The sequence below is a fragment of the Rhizobium sp. CB3090 genome (assembly GCF_029714285.1).
Classification (GTDB): domain Bacteria; phylum Pseudomonadota; class Alphaproteobacteria; order Rhizobiales; family Rhizobiaceae; genus Rhizobium.
In genome coordinates this window covers 465,259-488,899 of the sequence record NZ_CP121664.1, presented here as the reverse complement: position 1 = coordinate 488,899, position 23,641 = coordinate 465,259, and the positions used below count along the sequence as shown (strand labels likewise).

General features: G+C 56.5%; 21 protein-coding genes and 6 pseudogenes. 12 read left to right on the top strand and 15 right to left on the bottom strand.

The window, feature by feature from the left end; all coding sequences use genetic code 11:
• Nucleotides 1-245: 245 nt before the first annotated feature.
• Nucleotides 246-1,295: a PHB depolymerase family esterase gene (locus QA646_RS29085; protein ID WP_283060757.1), complete on the bottom strand. Its 1,050-nt coding sequence runs from the start codon at nt 1,293-1,295 to the stop codon at nt 246-248.
• A gap of 537 nt (nt 1,296-1,832) precedes the next feature.
• On the opposite strand from QA646_RS29085, the gene QA646_RS29080 reads away from it, so the two are divergent.
• Complete coding sequence (locus QA646_RS29080; RefSeq protein ID WP_283060756.1) at nt 1,833-2,237, top strand: DoxX family protein; 405 nt, start codon at nt 1,833-1,835, stop codon at nt 2,235-2,237.
• 191 nt (nt 2,238-2,428) lie between these two features.
• Here the strand turns inward: QA646_RS29080 and QA646_RS29075 are convergent, their stop codons facing one another.
• Complete coding sequence (locus QA646_RS29075; RefSeq protein ID WP_283061027.1) at nt 2,429-3,628, bottom strand: IS256 family transposase; 1,200 nt, start codon at nt 3,626-3,628, stop codon at nt 2,429-2,431.
• A gap of 331 nt (nt 3,629-3,959) precedes the next feature.
• On the opposite strand from QA646_RS29075, the gene QA646_RS29070 reads away from it, so the two are divergent.
• Together QA646_RS29070 and QA646_RS29065 are read left to right on the top strand one after the other, a co-directional pair.
• Complete coding sequence (locus QA646_RS29070; protein ID WP_283060754.1) at nt 3,960-4,559, top strand: phasin; 600 nt, start codon at nt 3,960-3,962, stop codon at nt 4,557-4,559.
• A gap of 540 nt (nt 4,560-5,099) precedes the next feature.
• The gene (locus tag QA646_RS29065) at nt 5,100-5,390 is read left to right on the top strand and encodes a hypothetical protein (RefSeq protein ID WP_283060753.1); all 291 of its coding nucleotides are present in this window, start codon (nt 5,100-5,102) and stop codon (nt 5,388-5,390) included.
• Between the two features lie 873 nt (nt 5,391-6,263).
• Here the strand turns inward: QA646_RS29065 and QA646_RS29060 are convergent.
• The gene (locus QA646_RS29060; protein WP_283060751.1) at nt 6,264-6,608 is read right to left on the bottom strand and encodes a hypothetical protein; all 345 of its coding nucleotides are present in this window, start codon (nt 6,606-6,608) and stop codon (nt 6,264-6,266) included.
• A gap of 344 nt (nt 6,609-6,952) precedes the next feature.
• Nucleotides 6,953-7,243 carry a transposase gene (locus QA646_RS29055; RefSeq protein ID WP_349254277.1) on the bottom strand — a complete coding sequence of 97 codons (291 nt, stop codon included), beginning with the start codon at nt 7,241-7,243 and terminating at the stop codon, nt 6,953-6,955.
• 115 nt (nt 7,244-7,358) lie between these two features.
• On the opposite strand from QA646_RS29055, the pseudogene QA646_RS29050 reads away from it, so the two are divergent.
• Both QA646_RS29050 and QA646_RS29045 read left to right on the top strand, forming a co-directional pair.
• Nucleotides 7,359-7,674, top strand: a pseudogene (locus QA646_RS29050) (DDE-type integrase/transposase/recombinase); the annotation flags it as partial.
• Nucleotides 7,675-7,776: 102 nt separating this feature from the next.
• A pseudogene (locus QA646_RS29045) lies at nt 7,777-8,001 on the top strand (IS1595 family transposase); the annotation flags it as partial.
• 167 nt (nt 8,002-8,168) lie between these two features.
• Here QA646_RS29045 and QA646_RS29040 read toward each other — a convergent pair.
• Both QA646_RS29040 and QA646_RS29035 read right to left on the bottom strand, forming a co-directional pair.
• Nucleotides 8,169-9,197: an LLM class flavin-dependent oxidoreductase gene (locus QA646_RS29040; protein WP_283060750.1), complete on the bottom strand. Its 1,029-nt coding sequence runs from the start codon at nt 9,195-9,197 to the stop codon at nt 8,169-8,171.
• 592 nt (nt 9,198-9,789) lie between these two features.
• A pseudogene (locus QA646_RS29035) lies at nt 9,790-9,979 on the bottom strand (histidinol-phosphate aminotransferase); the annotation flags it as partial.
• Between the two features lie 602 nt (nt 9,980-10,581).
• Between QA646_RS29035 and QA646_RS29030 the strand changes: the two are divergent.
• The 3 genes from QA646_RS29030 (at nt 10,582) to QA646_RS29020 (ending at nt 11,485) form a co-directional block, all read left to right on the top strand.
• A complete protein-coding gene (locus QA646_RS29030; protein WP_283060748.1) occupies nt 10,582-10,716 on the top strand; it encodes a hypothetical protein in 135 nt (44 codons plus the stop codon).
• Complete coding sequence (locus tag QA646_RS29025; RefSeq protein ID WP_283060747.1) at nt 10,709-10,867, top strand: hypothetical protein; 159 nt, start codon at nt 10,709-10,711, stop codon at nt 10,865-10,867. The genes QA646_RS29030 and QA646_RS29025 overlap by 8 nt, the downstream gene beginning before the upstream one ends.
• 126 nt (nt 10,868-10,993) lie before the next feature.
• Nucleotides 10,994-11,485 (top strand): hypothetical protein, encoded by a 492-nt coding sequence (locus tag QA646_RS29020; protein ID WP_283060746.1) that lies wholly within the window; start codon nt 10,994-10,996, stop codon nt 11,483-11,485.
• Here QA646_RS29020 and QA646_RS29015 read toward each other — a convergent pair.
• From QA646_RS29015 to QA646_RS28995, 5 genes are read right to left on the bottom strand one after another with little or no spacing between them, the layout of a single operon-like run.
• Nucleotides 11,465-12,385: a DMT family transporter gene (locus tag QA646_RS29015; RefSeq protein ID WP_283060745.1), complete on the bottom strand. Its 921-nt coding sequence runs from the start codon at nt 12,383-12,385 to the stop codon at nt 11,465-11,467. The genes QA646_RS29020 and QA646_RS29015 overlap by 21 nt on opposite strands.
• Nucleotides 12,382-13,167 carry a gamma-glutamyl-gamma-aminobutyrate hydrolase family protein gene (locus tag QA646_RS29010; RefSeq protein ID WP_283060743.1) on the bottom strand — a complete coding sequence of 262 codons (786 nt, stop codon included), beginning with the start codon at nt 13,165-13,167 and terminating at the stop codon, nt 12,382-12,384. The genes QA646_RS29015 and QA646_RS29010 overlap by 4 nt, the downstream gene beginning before the upstream one ends.
• 2 nt (nt 13,168-13,169) lie before the next feature.
• Nucleotides 13,170-14,516 carry an O-acetylhomoserine aminocarboxypropyltransferase/cysteine synthase family protein gene (locus QA646_RS29005; RefSeq protein WP_283060742.1) on the bottom strand — a complete coding sequence of 449 codons (1,347 nt, stop codon included), beginning with the start codon at nt 14,514-14,516 and terminating at the stop codon, nt 13,170-13,172.
• 42 nt (nt 14,517-14,558) lie between these two features.
• A complete protein-coding gene (locus tag QA646_RS29000; protein ID WP_283060741.1) occupies nt 14,559-15,644 on the bottom strand; it encodes a fatty acid desaturase in 1,086 nt (361 codons plus the stop codon).
• The gene (locus QA646_RS28995; protein ID WP_283060739.1) at nt 15,641-16,795 is read right to left on the bottom strand and encodes a histidine decarboxylase; all 1,155 of its coding nucleotides are present in this window, start codon (nt 16,793-16,795) and stop codon (nt 15,641-15,643) included. The genes QA646_RS29000 and QA646_RS28995 overlap by 4 nt, the downstream gene beginning before the upstream one ends.
• A 106-nt stretch (nt 16,796-16,901) precedes the next feature.
• On the opposite strand from QA646_RS28995, the gene QA646_RS28990 reads away from it, so the two are divergent.
• Nucleotides 16,902-18,242, top strand: a complete 1,341-nt coding sequence (locus QA646_RS28990) for a PLP-dependent aminotransferase family protein (protein WP_283060738.1) — start codon at nt 16,902-16,904, stop codon at nt 18,240-18,242.
• A 95-nt stretch (nt 18,243-18,337) separates the two neighbouring features.
• Here the strand turns inward: QA646_RS28990 and QA646_RS28985 are convergent.
• A pseudogene (locus QA646_RS28985) lies at nt 18,338-19,071 on the bottom strand (IS6 family transposase); the annotation flags it as partial.
• Nucleotides 19,072-19,295: 224 nt separating this feature from the next.
• Here QA646_RS28985 and QA646_RS28980 point away from each other — a divergent pair.
• Nucleotides 19,296-19,611: pseudogene (locus tag QA646_RS28980) on the top strand (ISL3 family transposase); the annotation flags it as partial.
• 247 nt (nt 19,612-19,858) lie between these two features.
• Here the strand turns inward: QA646_RS28980 and QA646_RS28975 are convergent.
• Genes QA646_RS28975 through QA646_RS28965 form a run of 3 tightly spaced genes read right to left on the bottom strand, consistent with a single transcriptional unit; the run spans nt 19,859 to nt 20,744 of the window.
• Nucleotides 19,859-20,137, bottom strand: a complete 279-nt coding sequence (locus QA646_RS28975) for a BrnA antitoxin family protein (protein ID WP_104826330.1) — start codon at nt 20,135-20,137, stop codon at nt 19,859-19,861.
• Nucleotides 20,121-20,423: a BrnT family toxin gene (locus QA646_RS28970; protein ID WP_283060736.1), complete on the bottom strand. Its 303-nt coding sequence runs from the start codon at nt 20,421-20,423 to the stop codon at nt 20,121-20,123. The genes QA646_RS28975 and QA646_RS28970 overlap by 17 nt, the downstream gene beginning before the upstream one ends.
• A 30-nt stretch (nt 20,424-20,453) precedes the next feature.
• A complete protein-coding gene (locus QA646_RS28965) occupies nt 20,454-20,744 on the bottom strand; it encodes a hypothetical protein (RefSeq protein ID WP_283060735.1) in 291 nt (96 codons plus the stop codon).
• A gap of 254 nt (nt 20,745-20,998) precedes the next feature.
• Here QA646_RS28965 and QA646_RS28960 point away from each other — a divergent pair.
• Nucleotides 20,999-22,034 (top strand): annotated as a pseudogene (locus tag QA646_RS28960) (IS110 family transposase).
• A 438-nt stretch (nt 22,035-22,472) separates the two neighbouring features.
• Nucleotides 22,473-23,498 (top strand): IS110 family transposase, encoded by a 1,026-nt coding sequence (locus tag QA646_RS28955; protein WP_283061037.1) that lies wholly within the window; start codon nt 22,473-22,475, stop codon nt 23,496-23,498.
• The last annotated feature ends 143 nt before the right edge of the window (nt 23,499-23,641 follow it).

Here is a 23,641-nt window from a genome sequence, read left to right as displayed (position 1 = left end):
ACGCGGCAAGCCTCAAAATACAGCCAATTCAATGGGGCGGAGACGGCGCTTACGATAAACTCGAGCGATCGTCCGTGCTTCAGGCTCTTGTAATGGGCAATGGGTTCCGTCTGGACCTGCCGTGAGGGCTCCTCATCGAACCTGGAGGATGGTAGAAATCCAAATCAATGATTTAGCACCTGTCGGCAGAGCAGGCTTTCCCGCGTCCCGAGCTGGCGATGTCAGCGAATTAATCCTGCTTTTCATCACCACTTGAATGTCTTCCGCCCAGTGCGGCTGAGATCGCCGGTCACCTGAGGTGGCCTTGTTGGCCGGACGTAGCCAATCCCTTTCGGCCGTCGTCGAAATGCGGGCGTCAGGCCCCACGATCGCGCAGTGTGGAGGGTGGAGGAGATTCCCGCGTCCAGCATATACGGCGCGATTTGTCCGTAACCCGATGCGACGTCGAGTGGCGTCCCATGGTCCATGCGCTCTATGAGGTAAAGCTCGATTGCGTCCCTGCCGAACCGATCTCGCCAGGCAAGCCTTTTGTGCCCGTCGACGGTTTTCAGCGACGAGGGATTGAGCGGGACGTCATGGACGCCGCTCCACTGAGTTATGATCGCACTGGCGTTCGCTTGTGCGACCGTCCCGTCACTTGTGCCGTGCCACACCGAAATCGTCGGCCAGGGACCTATATGAGGCGAGGCTTCGGCCAACCGTTCTTGCAGCCATTCCTCATTGGGGATGCCGTGCCCACGCATGCGATCGAAGGCTGCCGGTACTGATGTAGCAACGGCATAAGGAAGGCCAGCGATGATTGCGCCACCGGCAAAGGTCTCGGGATAGGCACAAAGGGCGGCGTTCGCCATCGCGCCGCCCGCCGACAGTCCGGTGATATAAATTCGATCACGGTTGATGCCATGCTCGGTGGTCATGGTCTCCACCATCTGCCATATGGAGTGCACCTCTCCCTGGCCTCGGCGAATATCGCCTAAGTTGAACCAGTTAAAACATAGCTTGGGATTGTTCGGGGGAATCTGTTCCGGGTAAAGCACGGCGAATCCGAAATCCTCTGCGACTTTCGACCACCCCGCGGCTTGATCATAGCCAGCAGCATTCTGCCCACATCCATGGAGAACCACCACCAACGCCGGCGCCTTCGTCAGGCCTTCGGGAACATAGTACCACGCTTGCAACGCTCCGGGGTTTGAACCGAAGCTTTGCAGCCGGGACAGCGTCGCCGGCCCCGGAGCGGCGGCGCTCCTTTTATGAGATCTAACAACTCGTTTAAATCCGTCTAAAAGGAATCGCATATCGCCCCCTTGTTGTCGCCGGAGGCGATCATGGACACGTAGCAAGATGCTCTTCGTGCTGCATTGCACAATACGCTAGTTCGGCCGCTTTGTCCTACTAATATGACGTATCCGCCTAAACTCAACGGAACGCACGCCGACTTTGATAAAGCTTTGTGAGTAGATTTTGTCCTTAACCTCGGGGCCGCGCGCGCTACGCTGGCTAATCGAAATCGGCGCAGGATGCTTACCCATCAAGCGGTGCGCGTTCGTCCGAATAAGGTCAGCAGATGATTGACAGATACGGCGACCTTGTCGATGCCGCGGATGCCCTATGAATATTGACTCTGCAAAGCTTCAAAATCGTTTGCCACGATTTCGCACCCAGAAGCCCTATCCCTCCTGCATAGCACCATCATACGTTTTCCGGCCGTTCCTCTGGCACGATATTTGCGAGAAAGATCCGCTGTGGTCCGTGTTAACGGCCCCAGCGCAATCTAATTCGAATGACAATCGACCAGGCATTTACGACGAGACAAACAATAAGTGGAGACTGCTTTGAAGGATGTTTCGAAACACGCGCAGACGGCACTTGCCGTGCTGAGGATCGTTACCGCGCTACTATTCATCGAACATGGCACCATGAAGCTATTTAGCTTCCCTTCAGACGGCGTGGCCGGAACAGAAGGTTTAGGTGGTTTATCACCCTTCATGTTGACTGCGGGTCTTCTGGAGGTGATCGGCGGCCTGGCTGTTCTGGTGGGCGTTCTGACGAGACCGGTCGCCATTCTTTTGTCAGGTCAAATGGCCGTCGCCTATTGGATGATACATTTGCCGGGCAATAGCATCTTTCCCGTGCTTAATGGCGGCGATGCCGCGATCCTATTTTGCTTCGTGTTCCTCTACCTGGCTTTGGCCGGTCCGGGAGCGTGGAGCCTTGACGCCAAGATCAAAGTGATATGATCGGGGCTTCGTGACCTCAAGGGGTCCGACAATAACCTTAAATGACTGGGCACAAAGCGATCCAAATTGCGTGGAGACTATGGGTGAACCCGTGGTTGCTGCGCAGAGATCTTGCCGCTATTTTGATGATGTCCCAGGGAGTGGTGTAGCTTCGGCGTTCGCCGTGCCTTCCGGGCAGAGCCGGGACTGGATCAGCTTGCCGCAGCAGGCAGGCTGATGATTGGATCATCGCTCATTGTGGCGATGGTCTCAAGGGTCATGTATCGGGAGCGCTGTACGGCCCATTCGTCATTCTGTTCGAGGAGCAACGCGCCGACGAGCCTGACGATGGCGTCCTCGTTTGGGAATATGCCGACAACCTCGGTTCGGCGCTTGATCTCGCCGTTCAGTCGCTCGATAGGGTTGGTGCTGTGCAGCTTCGTCCAGTGCTGACGGGGAAAGGTCATGTAGGCCAGCACGTCTTCTTCGGCACTGTCCATGAGGGTGGCAAGCTTCGGTACTTTCGGCCTGATCTGATCGGCGACATTGCGCCATTGCTGGCTGGCGGCCTCTGGTGTGTCCTGGGCAAAGGCCGTGGCGATGAAGGCGGAGACCACCCGTCGACCGCTCTTTCCGGCATGGGCGAGCGCATTGCGCATGAAGTGGACCCGGCATCGCTGCCAGGTCGCGGAGAGAACCTTCGAAACGGCGGCCTTGATGCCCTCATGCGCATCGGAGACGACCAGCTTGACGCCGCGCAAACCCCGCCGTGTCAGCTTGCGCAGGAACTCCGTCCAGATCGGCTCGGCCTCGGAGGTGCCGATCTCCATACCCAGGACCTCGCGCCGCCCATCGGTGTTGACGCCGACGGCGATAATGACGGCGACCGAGACGATGCGGCCACCGCGGCGGACCTTCAGATACGTGGCGTCGATCCACAGATAGGGCCAGTCGCCCTCGATGGGCCTTTCAAGGAAGGCCTTTACCTTGTCGTCGATCTCCTCACACAGGCGGGAAACCTGGCTTTTGGAGATGCCGCTCATGCCCATCGCCTTGACCAGATCGTCGACGGAGCGGGTCGAAACGCCTTGGATGTAAGCCTCTTGAATTACGGCGGTCAGAGCCTTCTCGGCCATGCGACGCGGCTCGAGAAAGCTCGGGAAATAGGTGCCGGTACGAAGCTTCGGGATACGCAGCTCCACGGTCCCGGCCCGTGTCTCCCAGTCGCGCTCGCGGTAGCCGTTGCGCTGGGTAAGCCGAAAGGCGTTCTTCTCGCCGTAGCTCGCGCCGGTCTTCGCACCGACCTCCAGCTCCATAAGCTTCTCGGCGGCAAACCCGATCATCTCGCGAAGCAAATCGGCGTCGGCGCTCTTCTCAACAAGCGAGCGCAGGTTCATCATCTCGTCGGTCATCGGTGGTCTTTCCATCAGGTTGGTCTTCGACAAACCGACCCTACCGGAAAAACACTGATGGCCACCGCTACCCTGCTACACCACTCCCTGGGACATCATCGCTATTTTCGCAAATGTCGGGCAGCCACCGCCCTTTGTCGCATTTGTCGAGATCGCGACGAGTGGTTCGGCCCTCTCTCCTCCACGCAGCTGCTAAGCCACCGGGACCGCAAGCAGAAACCCGCTTTGAGGCGTACTCACAGTTGGCATGAAGTTTGCGTATCCTCGTTGGCGACCAGAAGCAACAAAACCATGTGATGTCGGGTCATGAAACGAGTGGAACGGCGGGCAAATGCCAGATCTATTTCAAATCCGCATCCCACGAAATAGTCACGCATGGCCGACGGGCGGCAGTACAAACCCCGACTTCGCCAAGATCGTCGCGGTTCCTGTCGACATCGTCGGTGACACCAACGTCAAGAAGGAGAAAAACGCAATGACCAAGGTTTCAGAAAGATCCTTTGAAACTATCGAAAACTTAGCATCGTCGCCTCTCAAGATGGCCGATCAGATCGGCGACGCCGTAGAAAAGGGGAACAAACAGTTGGCCGAGGTCTTTTTGAAATTTGCCTCGAGCACTGAAGAGAGCCAGAAAATACTCACCCCGGTCTTCGAAACTACGAAACAGGTCGGGTACGAATTTTCACGAAAGACGGTCGCCGCACTGAAGGCCAATACCGAGGCCGGCTTCTCGCATTTACAAGCATTGCTGAGCGCAACTTCGCCATCGCAGGTCCTCGAACTGCAGTCGAGCTTCCTGCACAAACGCGTAGAAGCAAGTATTGAGAACGCCAAGGAATTCGGGGCGCTGGCTACCAAGGCGGCGGCGGAGATTTCAAAGCCGATCAGGGATGCGTCTGACAAAGTTTTGACGGACCTCCAGGCGAGGTAGAGCGGCGCCGTACTAAAACACCGACGGTGGGAGCTGTTGGTGTATACCGTGCTCAATCAGGTCTATTGAGATCGGCGGCGCCGATCGACGGATCGTGATCCAAGCTTCTTCTGACGAAGTTTAAGCACGATTTAAATTATCTTGACGGATTGCGATTACGGCGGCGATCACACCAAAGCCAGTCTGGTGATCGCGCTCAATATCGGCATGGGCCTTCTCAGAAGCTATGAAATCGTGGAAACGGTGAGCTAACGGCGGGTTGTTTCGAGTGAGTGAGTCCGTCCTGTCAGTGTAAGGCCTTGTCGAGCCACCAAGGCAAGAACGGACCCACGAACATCGCTCTCGTGGAAATCAGAGCAGGGTCCAAAGCTTTCAGCTCTGGCGATGTGAATGTGAGCGCGAGCTGCTGTGAAAGCCGACGGCGGATGGCGAGCAGCATGTCAGATCCGCGCGGTGGAGGCTGTCCATGTGGGAGTTTCAGAAAACAAGCATGCACATTACCCGCAGCGATCCCGTATTATCGCAGATGGGATCGCCCGCATGAGAGCTGACGTTTTGTACATTCGAAAATGGAGAGACAATGGTAGCCACAGCTATGAAATCCTGGCCGTGGGTGACATATGGTTGCCCGACCTTGGATTGAGGGTCAGCGGTGTCCATTTGGTTAAGCACGCAGAAGGGATTCTAGGGGTCTACGCGCCGAGTGCCAAGGTCGAAAGTCGCTATGCCGTTTGGTGGCCGGTGAACTCGGCTATTGAGAGGGCTGCGCTTGCCGCCCTGCTTCCTGCCTATGAGGAAATGTTGGCGCGCGATGTCGTCGCTTGTATCTAGCGTGGCAATATAGGGAAGGATCGCGCGCAGTGGCTGATCCTCGCAATCGGCTGCGATCATGAGAATGTAATCGTCAGCAAGACTGTTTTTGGCCCTCGAGCGTGTCGCTTTGATCGCAAAGGATCCATGGTTTTGGTATCAAATGCGATCGCGAGAATCGCGCCGTAGCATGGGACGGGACACTTGTCGCGGACCTATGGTGAGGAGGTGGAGAATTCTTTCTACTGCTCCCTAATGAGGTGCCCCGCCTCCATGGCACGCCAAATGCAGCGCGCATCTTATTTCCAGGGTGAGGGAAGGAAGGGAGATGCCATACCGAACGATTAAATCAGCCCAAGCAGTGATGGCCGCTTACCACAAGCTGAAGGACAGCAACGGTCATGTGAACAGTTGGGACATGCTACCGGAATTTCTGGTTGCAAACACTGATTTATCAAACGCTGATTTTGCTCGTGCCCTAGAGAGGCTCGTAAATGACAAGGTGCTGCAGAGGGAAGGCACGAGCGTTACCCGTTATGGATGGAAGGCACCATGGGGGCCGCCCGAACGCTAATTGCTGCCGCTTACAGCGGGTGGGCCGTTTGACAGCAAGCTGCCTTGGCAGCCGGCGCTAGAGCGCTCGACTAGCGACCGCTACCCGACCGTTTGCCCTTGGTTGTGGTAGGTAGTCGCGGGGAGAAGCCGGACGAGCGAATGGGGCGTTCGGCTTTTTCTTTTGTGTTCCATGCGCCCTGCATGCGGCATGGACTTGCCGGCAACACCCTGAAAAGCCTGGAAATACCGGGAATTTGGGGAACGCCACAATGGCGCGTGAAGTAACCAAAAATCCACCCAGCCGCGCCGCGCAACGCGGAGCGACAAGTCGGGAGAGCATCAATGTAAAGGGGCCCGCGATGAACGTGCCAAAGGTTCGCATCCGTTCAAGGCGGACATCCGCACCATCATGCGGTGAGCGGCAATTTTTACCGGAATATTGCCCCTAGTCTGGGGCTCTGTCTGTCCACCAAACCAAGCCCCGGTCGCCGAAGCCCTCCTTCGCGAAGTCCTTTCGCATTTGGAAATAATAATCGAGGACTGTTGATTTGCACTGAGAAGTGACCCGGCATTTGCGCCGAGAATTGACCCGACAAATTCATATTGCCGCACCGGATGGCGCACCATCGCGTCGAGATCAATGCCGTCGAGCAACCAGTGCAATTGCTCGGCATCAAGCGACACCACAGCCTCCTGTCGCCGAGGCCAGCGGAACTTGTCTTCGGTCAGCGCTTTCAAAAGGAGCACAAAGCCCGATCGATCAAAAACAGCAATTTCATCCGGGTTCTGCGACGGTTGCAGAAGGCAAACACCGCCCGCTCGAACGGATTGAGGCCCATGGACTGCTCGACCAAAATCGCGAGGCTGTTGATCCCGGCCCTAAAGTCGATCGGTTCCCAGTGAAGTTAGACGCGCAGATCATCAGCCAGCCGGAACATAGCGACGCCCCAACGCTTCGATCATTGCCGATAGAACCTGAGCATCCGCATCTTCAAGCTCAAGCCGCACACCGTTCGGTAGCCTCGCCTTCAACCGCACCCCTGTCGATGTCGGACGAGCCGCCGCGGCCGGCGGCCTCGCAGTCGGCGCTGCCTCAACCACCGAACGAAGGCCGACAGTGCGTAAGGCATAACCGTCAACGCTTTCTCCGCCTGCCGGCGCTGACGCAGCTTGATCCAATTGCGCAACTGATTGGCGTTCACCCCGTACTTCAGCGCAAGCCCTGCGACCAATACCCCCGGCTCAAGGCATGCGTCGATCAAGCGCTCCTTCTCGACCGGATCAAACCCCCGTTTGCCATTGCGAAGAACCTTGACCACCCGAAGCTCTCCTTAAATCCCCGCGCCATCCAATCTCATGTCCACAGTCTCCGTTTTGGACACAGATTCGCTCAACGCTCAGTCAATGAACAAGTGCAGCTATTTTCGCGCTTACAAAGCTCCGACTTATGGCATCGCCATCGCGCACTTGAAAGCGGAAGGTAAATGCCCCAGCGAGCTTGTGCACCGGCAGGTCAAATATCTGAACAATCGTCGAGGCTGATCACGGCAAGCTGAAACAGCTGATCAGGCCGGTGAGAGGTTCAAGACGCTGAAAACGGCCTATGCGACGATCAAAGGTTTCGAGGTCATGCGAGCCTTGCGCAAGGGCCAGGCTGCGATTTTCAATCTGACGGGTGACGTTCGTGGCGAAGCCCGAACGGGCTTTTGGCATCGGACCGAGCGCCCTGACGGAAGCTGCGGCATTGCTCGCACCGCCAAGTTGCCAGGTAATCAACGTCCTAACCTCCCGCCGTCTTGACCAAAATGGAAATTTGCAACAGAGCCCTCGACGGTACGGTGGAAGTCGACCATTCTATCTCGGCGGCAGACCCAGAATGCATCCCGATGATCCGCCTCCTGGGAGAGGCCGCAAGGGAAAGTAAAACGGAGAAGAGGCCGGTCATGGCGATTGTGCAACGACCGGCAGACCTCACCCCAGGTTCCAGTGCGGGCGATGCCCGTGCCGCTGTCGTTACCGGCCCTTCATTGCGTCTGCGCTCAGTTCTGCGCGGCAACAACCCTCCACCCTAAACCCCTCGTGTGCTCAGTTTCGCTCCTTAAAAGCGGCCTTCGGGAAAAGTAAACAAATTGATAGCGTTGTTTATCCGTTCAAGATGCACCTCAAGGGATTTAGCTCACGGCCGCGGCACGCATCGGTAGCAAAGAAGTCCCGCATACCTGATCTCGCCAGAGACTATCGCACTCAGGCAACTCGTTCCATGAATTCGGATTGAATGGTCATGGCGGTGTACAGCGAAGCATCCAAAGGCAGATCCCCAAACGCGACTTGACAAAGCAGATAGTTGGCACCCGCTTCTTCTAGCTGATCAAGCAGAGCCCGTCGCACGAAAGCCGCCGTTCCGACCACACACAATTCACTTTCCATTGCCGCGTCGAAGTTGAGGGGCAGATTAGGTGGAAATGGGATCGCATTGATGTCGTACAGGAATTTGAAACTTTTAAGCCATCGTTCGAAAGCAGGAGCCGCGAGCGAATATGCATGGGTTGCAGACTGCCCGACTACGATCATGCGAAGTAATCCGAGGAATGACGTATGGTCGTCCGTGTCAGTCTTGTGTCCTCCATCAGAACGGAAGGCGTCGGTAATCTTGCGAACAAATGAGGCAGGTCCAACACACGCGATATTTGCGTCGTTTGCAGCGGCCCAGCGCGCCGACTCGGGTCGGTTAGTGGCGATCCACATCGGTGGACGCGGACGTTGATGCGGCCTCAGCGTCAAAGGGACATTGTTTAGCTCAAAATGCCGGCCCTGGTAAGAAAGAATACCGCCCCTCATCGCTTCCACCAAGATTTCGCTGGCTTCGAAATAGCGTCCCGGCACCGCGTCCGCATCAATCCCGAAGTAACCTAGCTCGATCGGAAGAGAGCCTCGCCCTATGCCTAACTCGACCCTGCCTCCGCTCAATTGGTCAAGCATGCAGATCTCCTCAAACGCACGTAGCGGATGATGAAGGCTAAGCAGCATGACCAGTGGGCCAATACGAAGTTGTCGGGTACGCTGCGCGACGCTCGATAAGAACAGATTCGGCGATGGGCTTCTCCCATGCGGGGAAAAATGGTACTCCGCTAAGTGGTAAGCATAGAATCCGAGCCGATCACAAGTTTCTGCTAGCCTTAGGCGGTCTGCGTACTGCCGCTCGATGGCGCTGCCGTCGTCGTCCAAATGATCGAATATGCCGAGGGCTAGCTTCGAAGGAAGGGCCTTTCTCATTCAATTGTCTCCAACTTTGACGGGGAGCCGGACCTTGGCTCAAGCGAACTGCGGCTTGGGGGTGTTTTTTTGCTGAACATCACTACTCAGGTTGAATCTGCATTGTTGCGTTGATGGGAGCGGTGGCGTTACGTGCGCCCGTCCTTGTATGTTCGGCTGTCGAGCAGTTGCGCACTGCTTCTGCCGACGAAAAGCTTGCCCATGTTCTACCGTTTGAATGGCGGGGCCTTTTAGGCAGACCACGAAAGCGCAGGTATGAACCTTAGCTCCCTGCCACAGGGTAGCGCCGGTCCACGCTGATGTGAGAATAATTCTTGCAGCCGTTATCCTCTCTGCGATCCCTAATGCACGCGCAAAAGAGCCGAGACTGAAGCTGCTATACGACCGATCTTCGAGAGCTCTCAGCCTCCAAGATGTCATCGACAGCTGCGAGAAGCTATCCATTTGTGGTTGTGTACCGTGCCTTACGCGAATGCATTCTTCCGGACCTTGATCAGGAATGACGGCGAATATTTTTGTGTCTGAAGCGGGTTTGCCACCAAGTGCCGTCTCATCCCGCTGGCAAAAGGGGCCCGCCAGAAGTTTGCATCGCTGGATACAGATACTGCCGTTCAAGAGCAGCAACAGCGCTTTGCATTACCGCAGCCGGCAATGCAAATGGGTTCTTATTTGTGTTTAGTTTGACACATCTAGCATTAGGCGCCGGACTGTGGGCATGCAGTTGATCTATCTGTATACGTACGCAGATACGAAAGCATTGTTTGCAATTTTCTATCAGATATACTTCTTCTCCCTTGTTAATCGTAGAGGCAAGTCTCCTTGCCGCGACAATCCATGCGGCCAGGTACTAATTACATTTAACTGGCTACAACTTTATGAAAGTACTTCTAGCGGATTTTCTCCGAGACAGTAAAATTCTTTCTTTGGATGGCATCCATCGATGCTATGAATATAAAAAGATGCTTATTGAAATTCGATCTTAGCCTATTTCTCGCGCCTGCCGCGGCTCCCTTGAGCTGGGACTTCTCGTCTCAACGATGACAACGGGGCACTGCGCGGGCGCGACTTAGAGCCTGACGGACGTTGTGTACACTCTCGGCGAAGCGAGTTCATAGCGCTTAAATTACTGTGAGCGTCGTGGCGCGTGACCCCATCACGTTCGCTATGCCTGAACGGTCCCTGCGCGATTTGTGCGGCGGCTTGTGATCTCAATTTCGCGAAATTGATGGGGCGCTCGTCAATTCCGGTGGGTCCCCAAGGCAAAGCAGCCGACAGCAACGCCGACATCAGCCGCGACCAAGCAGCATGACATCGCCATTGCGATGTTCGGTTACAAAACCATGCTGGCATCGACCGGGCGCACGGCTTCATCCGGGGCTGGACGGTGACGAGTGCGAGCGCCCATGACGGAGCCCAACTCAGGAACGTCGGGACCAAGGACAATACGGCTTCGACGGTCTGGGCCGACAGTGCCTATCGCTCGAAGACCACCGAGGAATGGCTGAAGGACAATGCCTGAAGTCGGACATCCATCAGCGAAAGCCCAAGGGCAAACCAATGCCGGAAACGATGTCGCGGGCAAACGGGCGACGGTAAAGATCGGCATGACCAATACCGCCTACAACATGCTCCGTTACGTCTTCCACGAAGAACGCCGTGCTGCCGCATGACGCTGGCTGCCCCAAAGGGCGGCGACACCATGAAATCCAGCATGAAATCGGCGGCGAAAGCCCCCAACAGCCATCAGGCCGCCCCGCTCATCACCAATTCAGTGGAATTTCGAGGTCTCCGATTACATGAAGCGGCTCGATGAAAGCGATGCCGAGGACGATAAGTGCGGAAGCGATCGAGGCAACTCTGGCGGCAGCGACAACAAATTGGCAGAGAAGATCGTGACGATCCGGGATAAGCGCGACTGGTATAAGGCACTTTTAGAAAAGTTAAACAGGACAGGCGACGAGCAGATATCGCTGACTGACCCAGACAGCAGGCGGATGGCGAAGGCAAGGCATCACCTTGTCTTCCCTCTACACACCAGCGGTTCCAGCCGTCTCGAGAGATTGGACGACGGCCGGCTCATGTACGGTCATCAGAGCGCTGGTCGCAATCGGCTTCGACGCCTGGATCCGTTCAAAAACGGCGGCACGAAGGCCCGCGAGTATTCGATACGGCCGGTCTGGCTTATCGAAGCAGGACATCATCCAACCACGCCACAGCTCGCCCGCGCTTTCATGTGCACATTGGTCCTCAACAATCAGCACAGCCCCTTACTCCCGTTCGCCAACTGATCGCACTTGCATGGAGACGGCACGCTCAGGAATGGACGTTATGAAGGCGCCGACGACGATGGTCGCTGCTGCAAGCATGCCCGGCCCTGTCAGCCATTCTCCGAAGAACAACGCTGCGAGGAGCGCTGAAAAGAAGGGCTCACTCGATTCGATGACCTGCGTCTTGTATGCCTCAATATGCTGAAGCGCGAGTATCGTGCAGTAGAACCCGCAGAGTGATGGGATAATCCCCAACGACAGCAAGCTTGGAAGTGCGTTTGCTGACGGGATTGGCGCTCCACTCCAAACGTAGGGAACAGCGAGCATAACAAAGCCATAAGCCAGGAACCACCAGAAGGTTTCCAGGGACGAGCGAAGCTTGAAGAACTTCCAGCTGAATATAAAGCTGGCGTATCCTAGCCCCGCGACAAGCGCAAGGCTAACACCCATTGTACTTCCGGTCGTTAGGCCATCACCGGCAATCAGGAAGTAACCTCCAAGAAAAACCATGATCATGGCGAACGCCTTTCGCGTGCTTATCCTTTCCCTAAGGATGAGGATGTCGAGCGCGATTGCACCCAGACCGCCAGCGAAAACAAGGATGGCGACCAGTGGGATTGGGGCGTAGGCAAAAGCTTGAGTTTCGAAATGATAAAGCGTGAAGATGCCAAGTGCGGAACAGACGGCGATCTTCCATGACCCCTTGAATGCGGAAACCAATCGTGCCAAGCCCCCCGACCGTAAAAGGATGGCGATCGAGACTAGCCAAAGTGCGATGCCGCAGCGCCAAAATGCTACCGCAGTGTGATCAAGGCCGTTATTAAAGGCAGATCGGGAAAACACCCCGACGGTTCCGTTGGACAGAGCTGCAAGCAGGGCAAAACCGGCCCCCGCGATTGACGAACGATAAGCGTTTCTCATGGGCGTAACTTTGTTGCTATCATGTGTGAGCGGCAGGCTTCGCCGAATGCACGGAAGACTTCGACGCTGAGCCAATCCTCAGCATGAAACCATTCAGGATGCCACTGCACGGCGGCGGCAAACGTTGTGGCATCTTTTACAGATACAGCTTCGATGACGCCATCCACGCATCGCGCATCAACCGCAAGGCCGTCCGCCAAACGAGCGATCCCCTGGCGATGCAGAGTGTTGACCAGGACTGCACCCTTTTGCGAGCGGCGGATACATTCGGCGATGCAGCCGTTTCCTTCGGCTAGGATTGCATGAGAGGGCGCGTATTGAAGGTCGCGCGGGAGTGCGAGGTTTTCCATATGGGGGATCCGTCCTTCGCCTTTAGAAATGTCGCTTGAGAGAGTGCCGCCGAGCGCGACGTTGAGTTCCTGCAAGCCACGGCAGATTCCGAACAGCGGAATACCCGATGATAGAGCAATCTTGATCGCAGCAATGCTTGTTCTGTCCCGATTGAGATCGAGCGTCTCTGAACAAGCTTCTGGCCCCCCATAGAGTGAAGGCGATACATTCGACTCCGCCCCAGTCAGCAACACCCCATTGAGGACCGAAAGGCACGCCTGCAAATCCTCTTCAGCAAGTCCCCCTGGGATCGTGAGCGGTAAGACACCCGCGGTCGAACGCAGAGCTTCAAGATAACGAACGCGCACGGTCTCATAGCCGACGCTGTCCATGGTGCGGCCATCGGAAACGACACCAACGATCGCAGGGCGGTTGTCTACTATTGCGGCCACGATTAGGAGTCCTCTAGCGCTTGCCCGATATCGGCGATGATATCCTCGATGTGCTCAAGCCCGACGGAGATCCGGATTGTTCCGTCACGAACGCCAGCAGCAAGACGCGCTTCGCGCGGGACTGAAGCATGTGTCGTCGAGGCTGGATGCGTGGCGAGCGTTCTAGCGTCGCCAATATTTGAAACATGGTAGGCAAGTCGCAGGCGCTCGATAAAACGGCGCCCGGCCTGGATGCCTCCAGCGATCTCGAACACGATCATGGGGCCACCAGAGTCGCCCATGTTTTGCTCGGCGCGATGCCGTTCGACCGTCCCGCCAAAAGCTGGATACGTCACCTCCACAACGCCAGGATGTGCATTCAGATACTCGGCGAGGTGGCGGGCGTTAGAGCAATGTCGTGGCATTCGCAAGGCTAGCGTTTCCAGTCCTTGGATGCAGAGAAAAGATGCGAATGGCGACGGGCAGGGCCCAAAGTCGCGCATGAGCGTGTTCCGCATCTTGAGCAGAAACGGGCTGGCCGCATAGGGACCTGACAGGTCGCGCGCTGCATCAAGCCAGAGGATGTTACCATGGGAGCCGTCAGGTCGTGTCATCAACGGAAAACGGTCGGAATGAGCAGTCCAATCGAACGTGCCGCCATCAACGATGACGCCGCCAATCGTGGTGCCGTGGCCGCAAATATATTTAGAAGTGGAGTGCACGATTACATGGGCGCCTAGCTCCAGTGGGCGCGAGATGAGGGGCGTCAACGTGTTGTCGATGATCAGTGGAATCCCGAGGTCACGCGCGATCGCCCCGACCTCGACGATCGGGAAGGGACTGAGCTTCGGATTGGGAAGCGCTTCGGCAAACCAACAGCGCGTGCGGTGGTCCGAGGCTTCGCGGAAACGTTCGGGATCGCTCGGATCGACGAAGCGGGTTTCGATCCCAAGCCGCTGAAACGTGCTGGTGAGCAGATTGATTGTTCCGCCATATAAGTGAGCAGAGCTTACGATATTATCTCCAGTAGCGGCAATGTTCAGGATCGCAAGCATAATCGCGGCTTGCCCTGACGAGGTCGCTAAAGCGGCGACGCCACCCTCCAGAGCCGCAACGCGTTGCTCGAATATATCCGTTGTCGGATTCATCAACCGCGAATAAGTGCGCCCCTCGCGGCGGAGGTCGAAGACGTCTGATGCGTGATCAATGGATTCGAACGCATAGGCATTGGAGAGATAAATCGGTACAGTCGTGGCCAGAGTCGCCGGGTCGCATCGGTAACCGCCATGCAGAACTATCGTCTCCGCATGCATGGGTGGCGTTGGACCCAATTGTGTTGCAGGGTCATTCTTTTGGGGATTCGTCAACATTAGGTCACTCCGGGAGATACAATCTTTGTGTATGCGTAGCGTTCAAGCCGGTAATCCCGCACTTTCGGCGAAGCGCCTTCGGTTCTGATCGCGAATTAGTTTCAGGATCGAAGGCTCACCATTTGGACCAGACTGGAAGATCCCGCCCGTTTCGGAACAATGCGCCGCATAGACGGGGTCCCTCATGCGGATGGCATGTGCTTCGGGCAAGCGCCAGAATGGAGTTGTCGGATCGAGGTGATGATCGAGATGATAGTTGTCGTTATTGATCGCGGTCAGCCACTTCTCTAAATGGCGGCTGCGGCGGTTCCGGGCCATATTCAGGTTGACGGTCTGGTTATCGATGGAGCTGCAATGCTCAGACATCTCGATAAACCAGCCGATGATATGAAATGACGTGAGGTAGGGAACGACCCAGAGAAGGACTAGTTCAGACAAGTAGCCGTATGTTAGAGCCAGCATGGCGTTACAAGCCCAGAACGCGTAGAAACCCCAACGATCAAACTCGTAGCGCCATTTTTCTCCGCGCTTCACCCGCACTGAGCTTTCCTTGCCAGAGAGGCTGTCGAGGATCATCTGGTATCTATTGCGGACTAGATACTTCAGATACGCGTAGGTTTTCGATCCAAGCAGGGGCAGGATGATGACCTTCCAAACGAAAGAGCGATCCGTCTGAGGTGTAAAGACGCCTTCGGCGATGAAGAATTCCAGGTCAGGATCGGCATCGGCCCTCCCGAGGAAGGGATGATGCGTGTGGACGTGCGATTCCTTATAAGCGAAGTAGCGTTGAAAGATGGGCCAAGCTGTCGGCAGCGTGCCGAGGAGGAGGTTCAGCAGACGATTTTTTGTCAGCACTCCGTGCGCGGAATCGTGCAAAATGGTTGAGATACCTCGCTGATGGGCCCCGATGATTATCAGCGCAAGGGGGTAGAACCACCAGCTCACCCCAATAACCAGCCACATGGAGGCGGCGATCACGGCATAATCCTTCACGATATAAAGCGGGCCATGCCAATTATCAGTTTCAAGAGTCTTGATGTCAGAAATGACGGACCGATCGAAGCGGTAGTGGGCGTAGCGGTCGGGCGCTTCGATTCCGTTGTAGAGCGGTTGAGCACGAGCGTTCATGAATGCACCTTTTGCCGAGAATAGCAGCGCGATTCGGCGGTATAGTCGCCGACAAACCGGTCAATGAGATCAGCTTTGACGTTTGGCATAACAATCGCATGGGCAGAGTCCCCGTGGCATGCGAGCTGGTATTCTTTGACCAGCCTCTCGGACGGTTTCGGAAACACAACCGTCAAGGACCATGGATTGAGCAGTACCGGGACACCGGCCGAGCGGAGCGCTCCCGCTAAGTCACCCGCCCGCTCGATGCATATTTGGGCAGTCTGGCGAAAACCGGCAACGCCAAGGCGCGTCAGGCGGTTCCAGATGGCGAGAACGGCATGGCCGTTTCGCGATCCCATGAGGGTCGTATCATCGGAACGCAAGTAGCTCACAACGGAGGCCACTCGACGGACATGTTCACGACGTGCAACGAGGACGCCGCAGGGCATCGGCGTGCCGATCATTTTGTGCCCCGAGGTTGAGATGCTGTCGACCCTGTGCTGGAAGGAAGGGCGGATACCGCTTGGTGACTCATCGACAAACGGAAGTACCATTGCATTCAGGGCACCGTCGACGTGGATAAATCGCCGGCTCGGATCGATCCCGACTTGGTCCAGGGCACCAATGGAGCACCCGATATCGTCGTGCGCCCCTTTCATGGTTGTTCCACAGGTCAATGCGAGAATGACGCTTCGATGACGATTTGCGTGAATAACCTCTCGGAGAGCATCCTGACAAATGGCGCCGGAATGGTCGGCCTCGCAGGTCACAGCCTCGATCCGTAAGATTTTGGCCGCCTTGGGAAGCGAGTAGTGCGCCTCAGTGGAGTGTATCAGGATAGGGTTATCAAGGGTCTCGCGGGCAATGTATATCGCCCAGAGATTACCTTCAGTTCCGCTCGCGCCTACTACCCCCCAGTATTCTTCGGGATCGGGACACTCCCAGACCCGCATCATCCAGTCGACCACTTCGCGCTCAACGTCGCAGACCTCTGTCGCATAGTGTGAACCGACGTATGGATCACCCAAATTATTTATTAGAAAGTTAGTAAATTGAGATATTGGTCGGGCGTCAAAGTCTAGATTATAAGGGTAACCTAAGTGCTTGTCGCGCCTGTCAGCGAATTTCTTAGCAAGGCTGTCCAGAGTCACATCGATATCGTCAAACATAAGCTTTACGCCCAATACCCGCGTTGATTTCGACTATGTATAAGCTATAGCACGAGACACTTTTATGCTATAACTATTGTGTAGCGTGACACTTTTTGGAGGTAGTATGCTGCTGAAATCGCCTTGGGAGCCACGACTCGCCAAAGGCAATGAGCCGATTTATCATCGCCTCGCCGCTGCGATCGCGGAGGATCTGATAAGTGGAAAGATCCCCCCTGGCGCGCGGTTGCCGGCCCAAAGGGACTTGAGCTACCGACTAGGCGTTGGTTTGGGAACGGTAACGAAGGCCTACGCACTGCTGGAGCGCCAGGGCCTAGCCTCATCGGTCCACGGCTGCGGCATGTTCGCGACCGGCCAAAACCTCGCGATCACCGAGACAATCGACCTAAGCGTGAACGTGCCTCCAAACATTCTGTCGGACCGATTGCTGAGTGGGACATTGGCTACGCTTGCGTCGGCGATAGACGCCAAGACCTTCGGAGCCTATGCCCCTCCGCAGGGAGACCTTCAGCATCGTCTAGCACTCGCGGGGTGGCTGCAACGCTACAGCGCCTCCGTGGATGCTGAGCGGATGATCCTCTGTAACGGGGGCCAGCAAGCACTTTGTGTTGTGCTCGCGACGATGGTCGCGCCGGATGTTTGCATAGTGACCGACGATCTTCCGTTTCCCGGTCTCCGGAGGATCGCTGGTCTATTGGGCCTTGAATTACTCGGGCTAGGAACTGATCATGAGGGCATCCTGCCATCGGCGCTCGACAGGACCGCGTGCGAGGTCGCGGCGAAAGGGAAACGTCTGGTGTTATTCACGAACCCGACTGCACAGAATCCAACCGGCAAGACAATGTCGCGCTCGCGGCTGACGGATATTGCGGGCATCTGCAAACACCGAGATATATTGATCATCGAAGATGACGTATACTCAGCCTTCTCCGCTCCCGATCATCTCTGTTTTCTCGATCTAGCGCCTGAAAGAACTTACTATATCAGCAGCTTAGCCAAGATACTCACGCCTGGGTTGCGTATCGGCATTCTAATCGCGCCATCCAACCAACTAGATGAGCTCGCGCACGTGATCCGTGCGCAAGGGTCCGGCGCCTCTCCGATTGCAAGCGTTGTCATGCATCGATGGGTCGTGGACGGCGTCGCATCCCATATCGCGTCGATGACATATTCAGAAGCGGTTGCTCGCAACGAGCTAGCTGCTTCAGTCTTTGCGTCCATAACGGATGCTTGGATTGGAAACGGATTCCACATGTTCCTACCGATGCGCCACTCTGCGGCGGTCGCCCTTGCTTACGCTGCACGCGAAAACCGTATATTAGTAACCGAGCCTGCACTTTCCCTATTAACGAAAAGCGATCAAAGTGGGATTCGCCTTTGCCTCGGTGCGCCTACTCGTGTTGAACTTAGTGCGGCGCTGAGAAAGATTGCGACTCTGCTTGTTTGAGGTAGAACGGTCGCAGCATGGCTCTGTTGCAAATTTCCATTTTGGTCAAGACGGCGGGAGGTTAGGACGTTGATTACCTGGCAACCTGGCGGTGCGAGCAATGCCGCAGCTTCCGTCAGGGCGCTCGGTCCGATGCCAAAAGCCCGTTCAACGATACGGGCTTCGCCACGAACGTCACCCGTCAGATTGAAAATCGCAGCCTGGCCCTTGCGCAAGGCTCGCATGACCTCGAAACCTTTGATCGTCGCATAGGCCGTTTTCAGCGTCTTGAACCTCTCACCGGCCTGATCAGCTGTTTCAGCTTGCCGTGATCAGCCTCGACGATTGTTCAGATATTTGACCTGCCGGTGCACAAGCTCGCTGGGGCATTTACCTTCCGCTTTCAAGTGCGCGATGGCGATGCCATAAGTCGGAGCTTTGTCGGTGTTGATCACGGTTGGCTTTTCCCAATCCTTCAGACCGTTCAGGGCCTTGCCGGGAAAGCGCTTGGCGGCTTTGGCGTTGCGGGTCGAGGACAAATAGAAATCGATCGTGTTACCGTGCTTGTCGACGGCCCGGTAAAGGCAAGTCCATTGGCCACGAACCTTCACTTAGGTTTCGTCGACACGCCAACTCGTTGATTGCGGACGACGCCAGTGCCAGCGCAGCCGTTTTTCGATCTCCGGCGTGTACTTCTGGACCCAACGATAGATCGTGGAATGATCGACGACGACGCCCCGTTCACCCATCATCTGTTCAAGGTCGCGGTAGCTGACGCCATAACGGCATACCATCGCACTGCCCAAAGGATAATCTCGCCCTGAAAATGACGCCGCTTGAAATCGCTCATCAAAAATCTCGCTCAAAATCTTCGCCGCTCTTTCGGGCATCAACCGAAATTTTTGCAACAGAGCCCGAGAGGGTGCGCTTCCGGGAGTGCTAGATCGCGGACTTCGGCTTGGCGCCTGGTGCCCAACGCATTCTGGAAGGCACTCAATTGTGAGCCGAATGATGCTGTGATTGATCGAATCGTTTTTCTTCGTCGCCCAATTGCTGGCGCATCCAGCCTGCACAAAGCAAGGATGTGTGGCCTTTACCGAGATGCGACGCCTGGCTATGCGTTTCAACTGCATTCTCCGCGCAAGAGATCGGGACCACTGGCTGCATAGATCGATGATGCAATCGACACCGAACTCATTCCTATTATGCGGTTCCCCCACGTCCGGCGCAGAGACATCCACCCGGTGAGCAATGCCATCGAACTGCCGTGGAGCAACGGCAGGCCGAAGGTCAGATCAACTGCCTCTAGACCCTCGGGCGGGCAATTTTTGGTAGGGCAGGTCCTGAACTGCTCAGGGCACGAATGCTGCCACCGCGCCGCACAAAGTAAGAAAGAACCACCGGCTCCGCCTCGTGGGGCAAGGCAGAGCCGGGTGACCGAAAAGAGCGTTCATCAGCACCCAGGTGCGGGGTGACAGGTGCGCTTGTAAATTTATACGACTGAAGGCTGACTTTCTAAGTGATAATTTCTAGTCGCTTTTACCGGCCATCTGTGCCGGGTCTGAAATGAAAGGAAGGTGACCATGGATCACTTCGCCGCCGTGCGCTCCACCATGTTCTCGTCAATCCCGCAAACGTCATCGTTGCGCGCCAGAAGCGTCGACCTTTTCCGCGAGCCAGATCTTGATGAGCGATTGGTAGGGTACGTCTCGTTTGCCCGCCGCGATCTTGATCCGTTCAAGCAGCGCGTTCGGCAGCCGCAGCGAGATTGATGTCGAGGATGGTTTCAGGTTCGGCATGCGCACACGTTCAGCCTTGCTCCAGTCGACATGATCGTCGGAATCCTGGCTTTCCCAAAAGGCGCGTTCTTCCGCTTCCGTCTTGAATTCCGGTACTGGCTTAAACGTCTTGCTCATAATAGCTCCGTTCCTTGCGGCTCATATCCCGGGCCGAGATCACTCGTATCTTCGATTGGTTATGCCGAAGCGTGAAGGTGATATGCAACAGCCTTCCATCGTCGGTGCGCCCGAGAGCGTGGATGCGTCGCTCTTCGGCGCTATGCCTTGCGTCGGGAACCATCAGGAGCGGCTCGTTAAAAAACACCTGCTCCGCTTCGCCCTGGCCGACGTCATGCTTTTCAGCGCTTTTGCGGGCGTTTCCCGCGTCCCAGTCGAAGCCGGTGATCTGGTCCCAATTAATCATTGATGTATATTGCCATAATATACATCGATTTCAAGGGCACGACAGAGAAAGGGAAAGGCGAGGGATATACCCGTCCACTCCGCAGGCCGAGGCGTCGATGCAGACGGCCATCAAGGCCATTAGCATCTGCAGTCGCATCATCGATGCGTCGCATGGCAATCGTCGCCGATCCAGCCGAAATCGCATCGGCATGCAATGTTCAGGCAGCAGCAAATTCACATCGTCGACCGCGGTCGGGGCGGCGCCTTCGGGCTCGCTGCGGCAATGGCGTTGCCCAGCATATTGCATGTCCTCCGGTAAAAGCAAAAGCGTGGGACCCATGTCTTCTTCTCTATTCGGCGTGTTGAGGTCAAGCGCTTACGAGCGTCTCCGCCTCTTCCGGGCGACATCTTCCGCAGGTCCTCGCTTCTCTTCGGGATCGGCGTTTCGCCCTCCCAGCATGGGGTTAGGAGAATGAGATGGTGTAACGGGCGGATCCCAGCCAGGCGAGTTTGAAGGCTTGGTGGTCGTCCCTCACAATGATGGTGTCGCGGAGTCAGGAGTGGCCTGCTCCATAGCATCACGGAGAGACGACCATGAAGCAGTATGCCGGAATCGATGTCTCGTTGAAATACTCGAGTGTGTGCGTGGTGGATGCGGATGGCCGCATCGTGCGCGAGGCAAAGGTCCACAGTGAACCCGATGCGCTGATCGCCTGGTTTGGCGAGCAGGGCGCGGCGATGGAACGAATTGGTCTTGAGGCTGGCCCCTTGTCGCAATGGCTTTACGCGGAAATGGCGAAGGCGGATCTGGCGGTCGAACTGATCGAGACGCGCCACGTGCGGACGGCTTTCAAGACGATGCCCGTGAAGACCGACAAGAAGGACGCACGGGGCATTGCGCAGTTAATGCGGCTTGGCTGGTTCAGGCCGGTCCACTGCAAATCTCTTCCGGCCCAGGAGGTGCGAGCGCTGCTGACCGCACGCAAGCTCATCCAGGGAACTTCACGACATCGAGATGAGCCTCCGGGGCATTCTGCGCGGTTTCGGCCTCAAGGTAGGGCCGACCACGCGGCGCACCTATGCGGCACGGATCCGCGAGCTGATTGAAGGTCATCCGACCTTGGAGGCGATCACCGTTTCACTGTTGAAGGTGCGCGACGCGCTTATGGACGAATTTGCAGTTTTTGAACGAAAGCTGCGTGTCATGGCCCGTCAGGACGATAATGCACGTCGGCTGATGACGACGCCCGGCGTTGGCGTGCTGGTGGCGCTGACATTCGTGTCGGCTGTTGACGCGCCTGAGCGCTTCCGATCATCACGAGCGGTGGGGCCGCATTTCGGATTGACGCCCAAGAAGTATCAATCGGGCGAAACCGATTATGGCGGCCGCATCTCGAAGATCGGTGATGCGGGCGTACGAACCGCGCTCTACGAGGCGGCCAATGTCATCCTGACGCGCCCCGTGAAGGGTTCGGATCTCAAAAGCTGGGCGCTGGCGGTTGCAAGACGTGCGGGACCCAGAAAGGCGCGTGTTGCGCTGGCCCGTAAGCTGGCGGTGGTGTTGCACCACATGCTCAGGGATAAAACCAACTTCATTCCCTACAAGGCGGCGTCAGCCATGACCGCCTGAGCAGGAAGCGAGACAACAAGACAAGGTTTCGGGCGGGCACCACCATCAGCCCACCGGAGCAAGGTCCCTTCGCCGGGACGATGGAGCGGATAGGCCGATGAACCGCAAGCAGCACTGAGGTGACTGCGCGTCCTTAGATTGGCCAGCCGGTCCTCAGCAGACCCCATAAAGCAGCGACCCCGGCGTCGACTGCGGACAGAAGCAAGCACTCGGCGAGGGATTAAGCTCAAAAGGGATTGACTCGGGACAGCCCGTTACAGAAGGCGGTTCAATCTCCGGAGCGTGATTACCGCGTGATGCGACGGCACAGACATGGGTTCGAACTTGCCTCATCCATCGTCCTGCGAAGGACGTAAAGGGCAAACATCGTTTATGGAATGGCTCGCCCACCCAACCTCCTGCACAATGGCGCAGGATCAATCGAGAAAGGGACGGGTCATGCAGATCGCATTATTGGGAATCGACCTTGGCAAGAATAGCTGCAGTGTGGCGGGGATTGACGCGGCTGGTCAGGTCCTTCTGCGCCGGCGACTTCACCGCGACAGCATTCCGAAACTGACCGCAAAGTTTCCTGGGTGCATCATCGCCATGGAAGCGTGCTGCGGCGCTCATCATCTCGGCCGCGTGCTGCGAAAGCAAGGGCATGTCGTTCGTCTTATGTCGCCGGAATACGTTCGCCCCTACGTGAAGGCGCAGAAGAATGACGACCGTGACGCTGAGGCAATTGCCGAAGCAGCGACCCGACCAACAATGCGGTTCGTCGAGCTCAAGACTGAGGAGCAACTCGACCTGCAGAGCCTTCATCGCGCCAGAGATCGTTTGGTCGGTGAGCGGACCGCCCTCATCAATCAACTGCGTGCAATTCTTCTGGAGCGCGGCATCACCTTTCCTCAGGGACGCAAGAAACTTGAGAGCGTCCTGCCGCAGGTGATCGAAAGTAGCGGCGATCTGTTGACCGATCGGATCCGCCGTTTGCTCGAAGAAATGTGGCAGGATCTTCGTGATCTCTCCGAGCGCATCATATCATTTGATGATGAGTTCACTGCCTTTTCCCACAATGATGCCTCGTGTCAGAGACTGGAATCGATTCCCGGTATAGGATCATTGAACGCAACAGCCTTTGTTGCTGCGATCGACCAGGCGCAAGCCTTTGCTCGTGGCCGAGATCTTGCGGCCTGGCTCGGGCTGGTACCGCGACAGATGACGACCGGAGGCAGACCCAAGCTTTTGGGCATCACCAAACGTGGCAATGGTTACCTTCGCCGAATGCTGATCCATGGTGCCAGGGCTGCTATGCCGCACCTGGCGCGAACCCAGACCGCAACGGGATCGTGGTTGCGCCGACTGATCGCGCGCGCCCATCCGAATGTCGTTGTCGTCGCATTGGCAGCAAAGATAGCCCGGATCATTTGGGCGGTTTTGCAGAAACGTGTGACGTTCGAACACACAGCCACCGTGTCGTAATCGAGGCGTTGCTGCCCCGTGAGTATCTGCGGGTGGAATGAGGAAGATGGCCTGACAGTTAGACGACGCCTTGAAAACCCGATCAAAAAGATGGCGAACCTCGCCGAAGCGTTTATGAGGATCAGGGCGTGCGGAGCTCCATC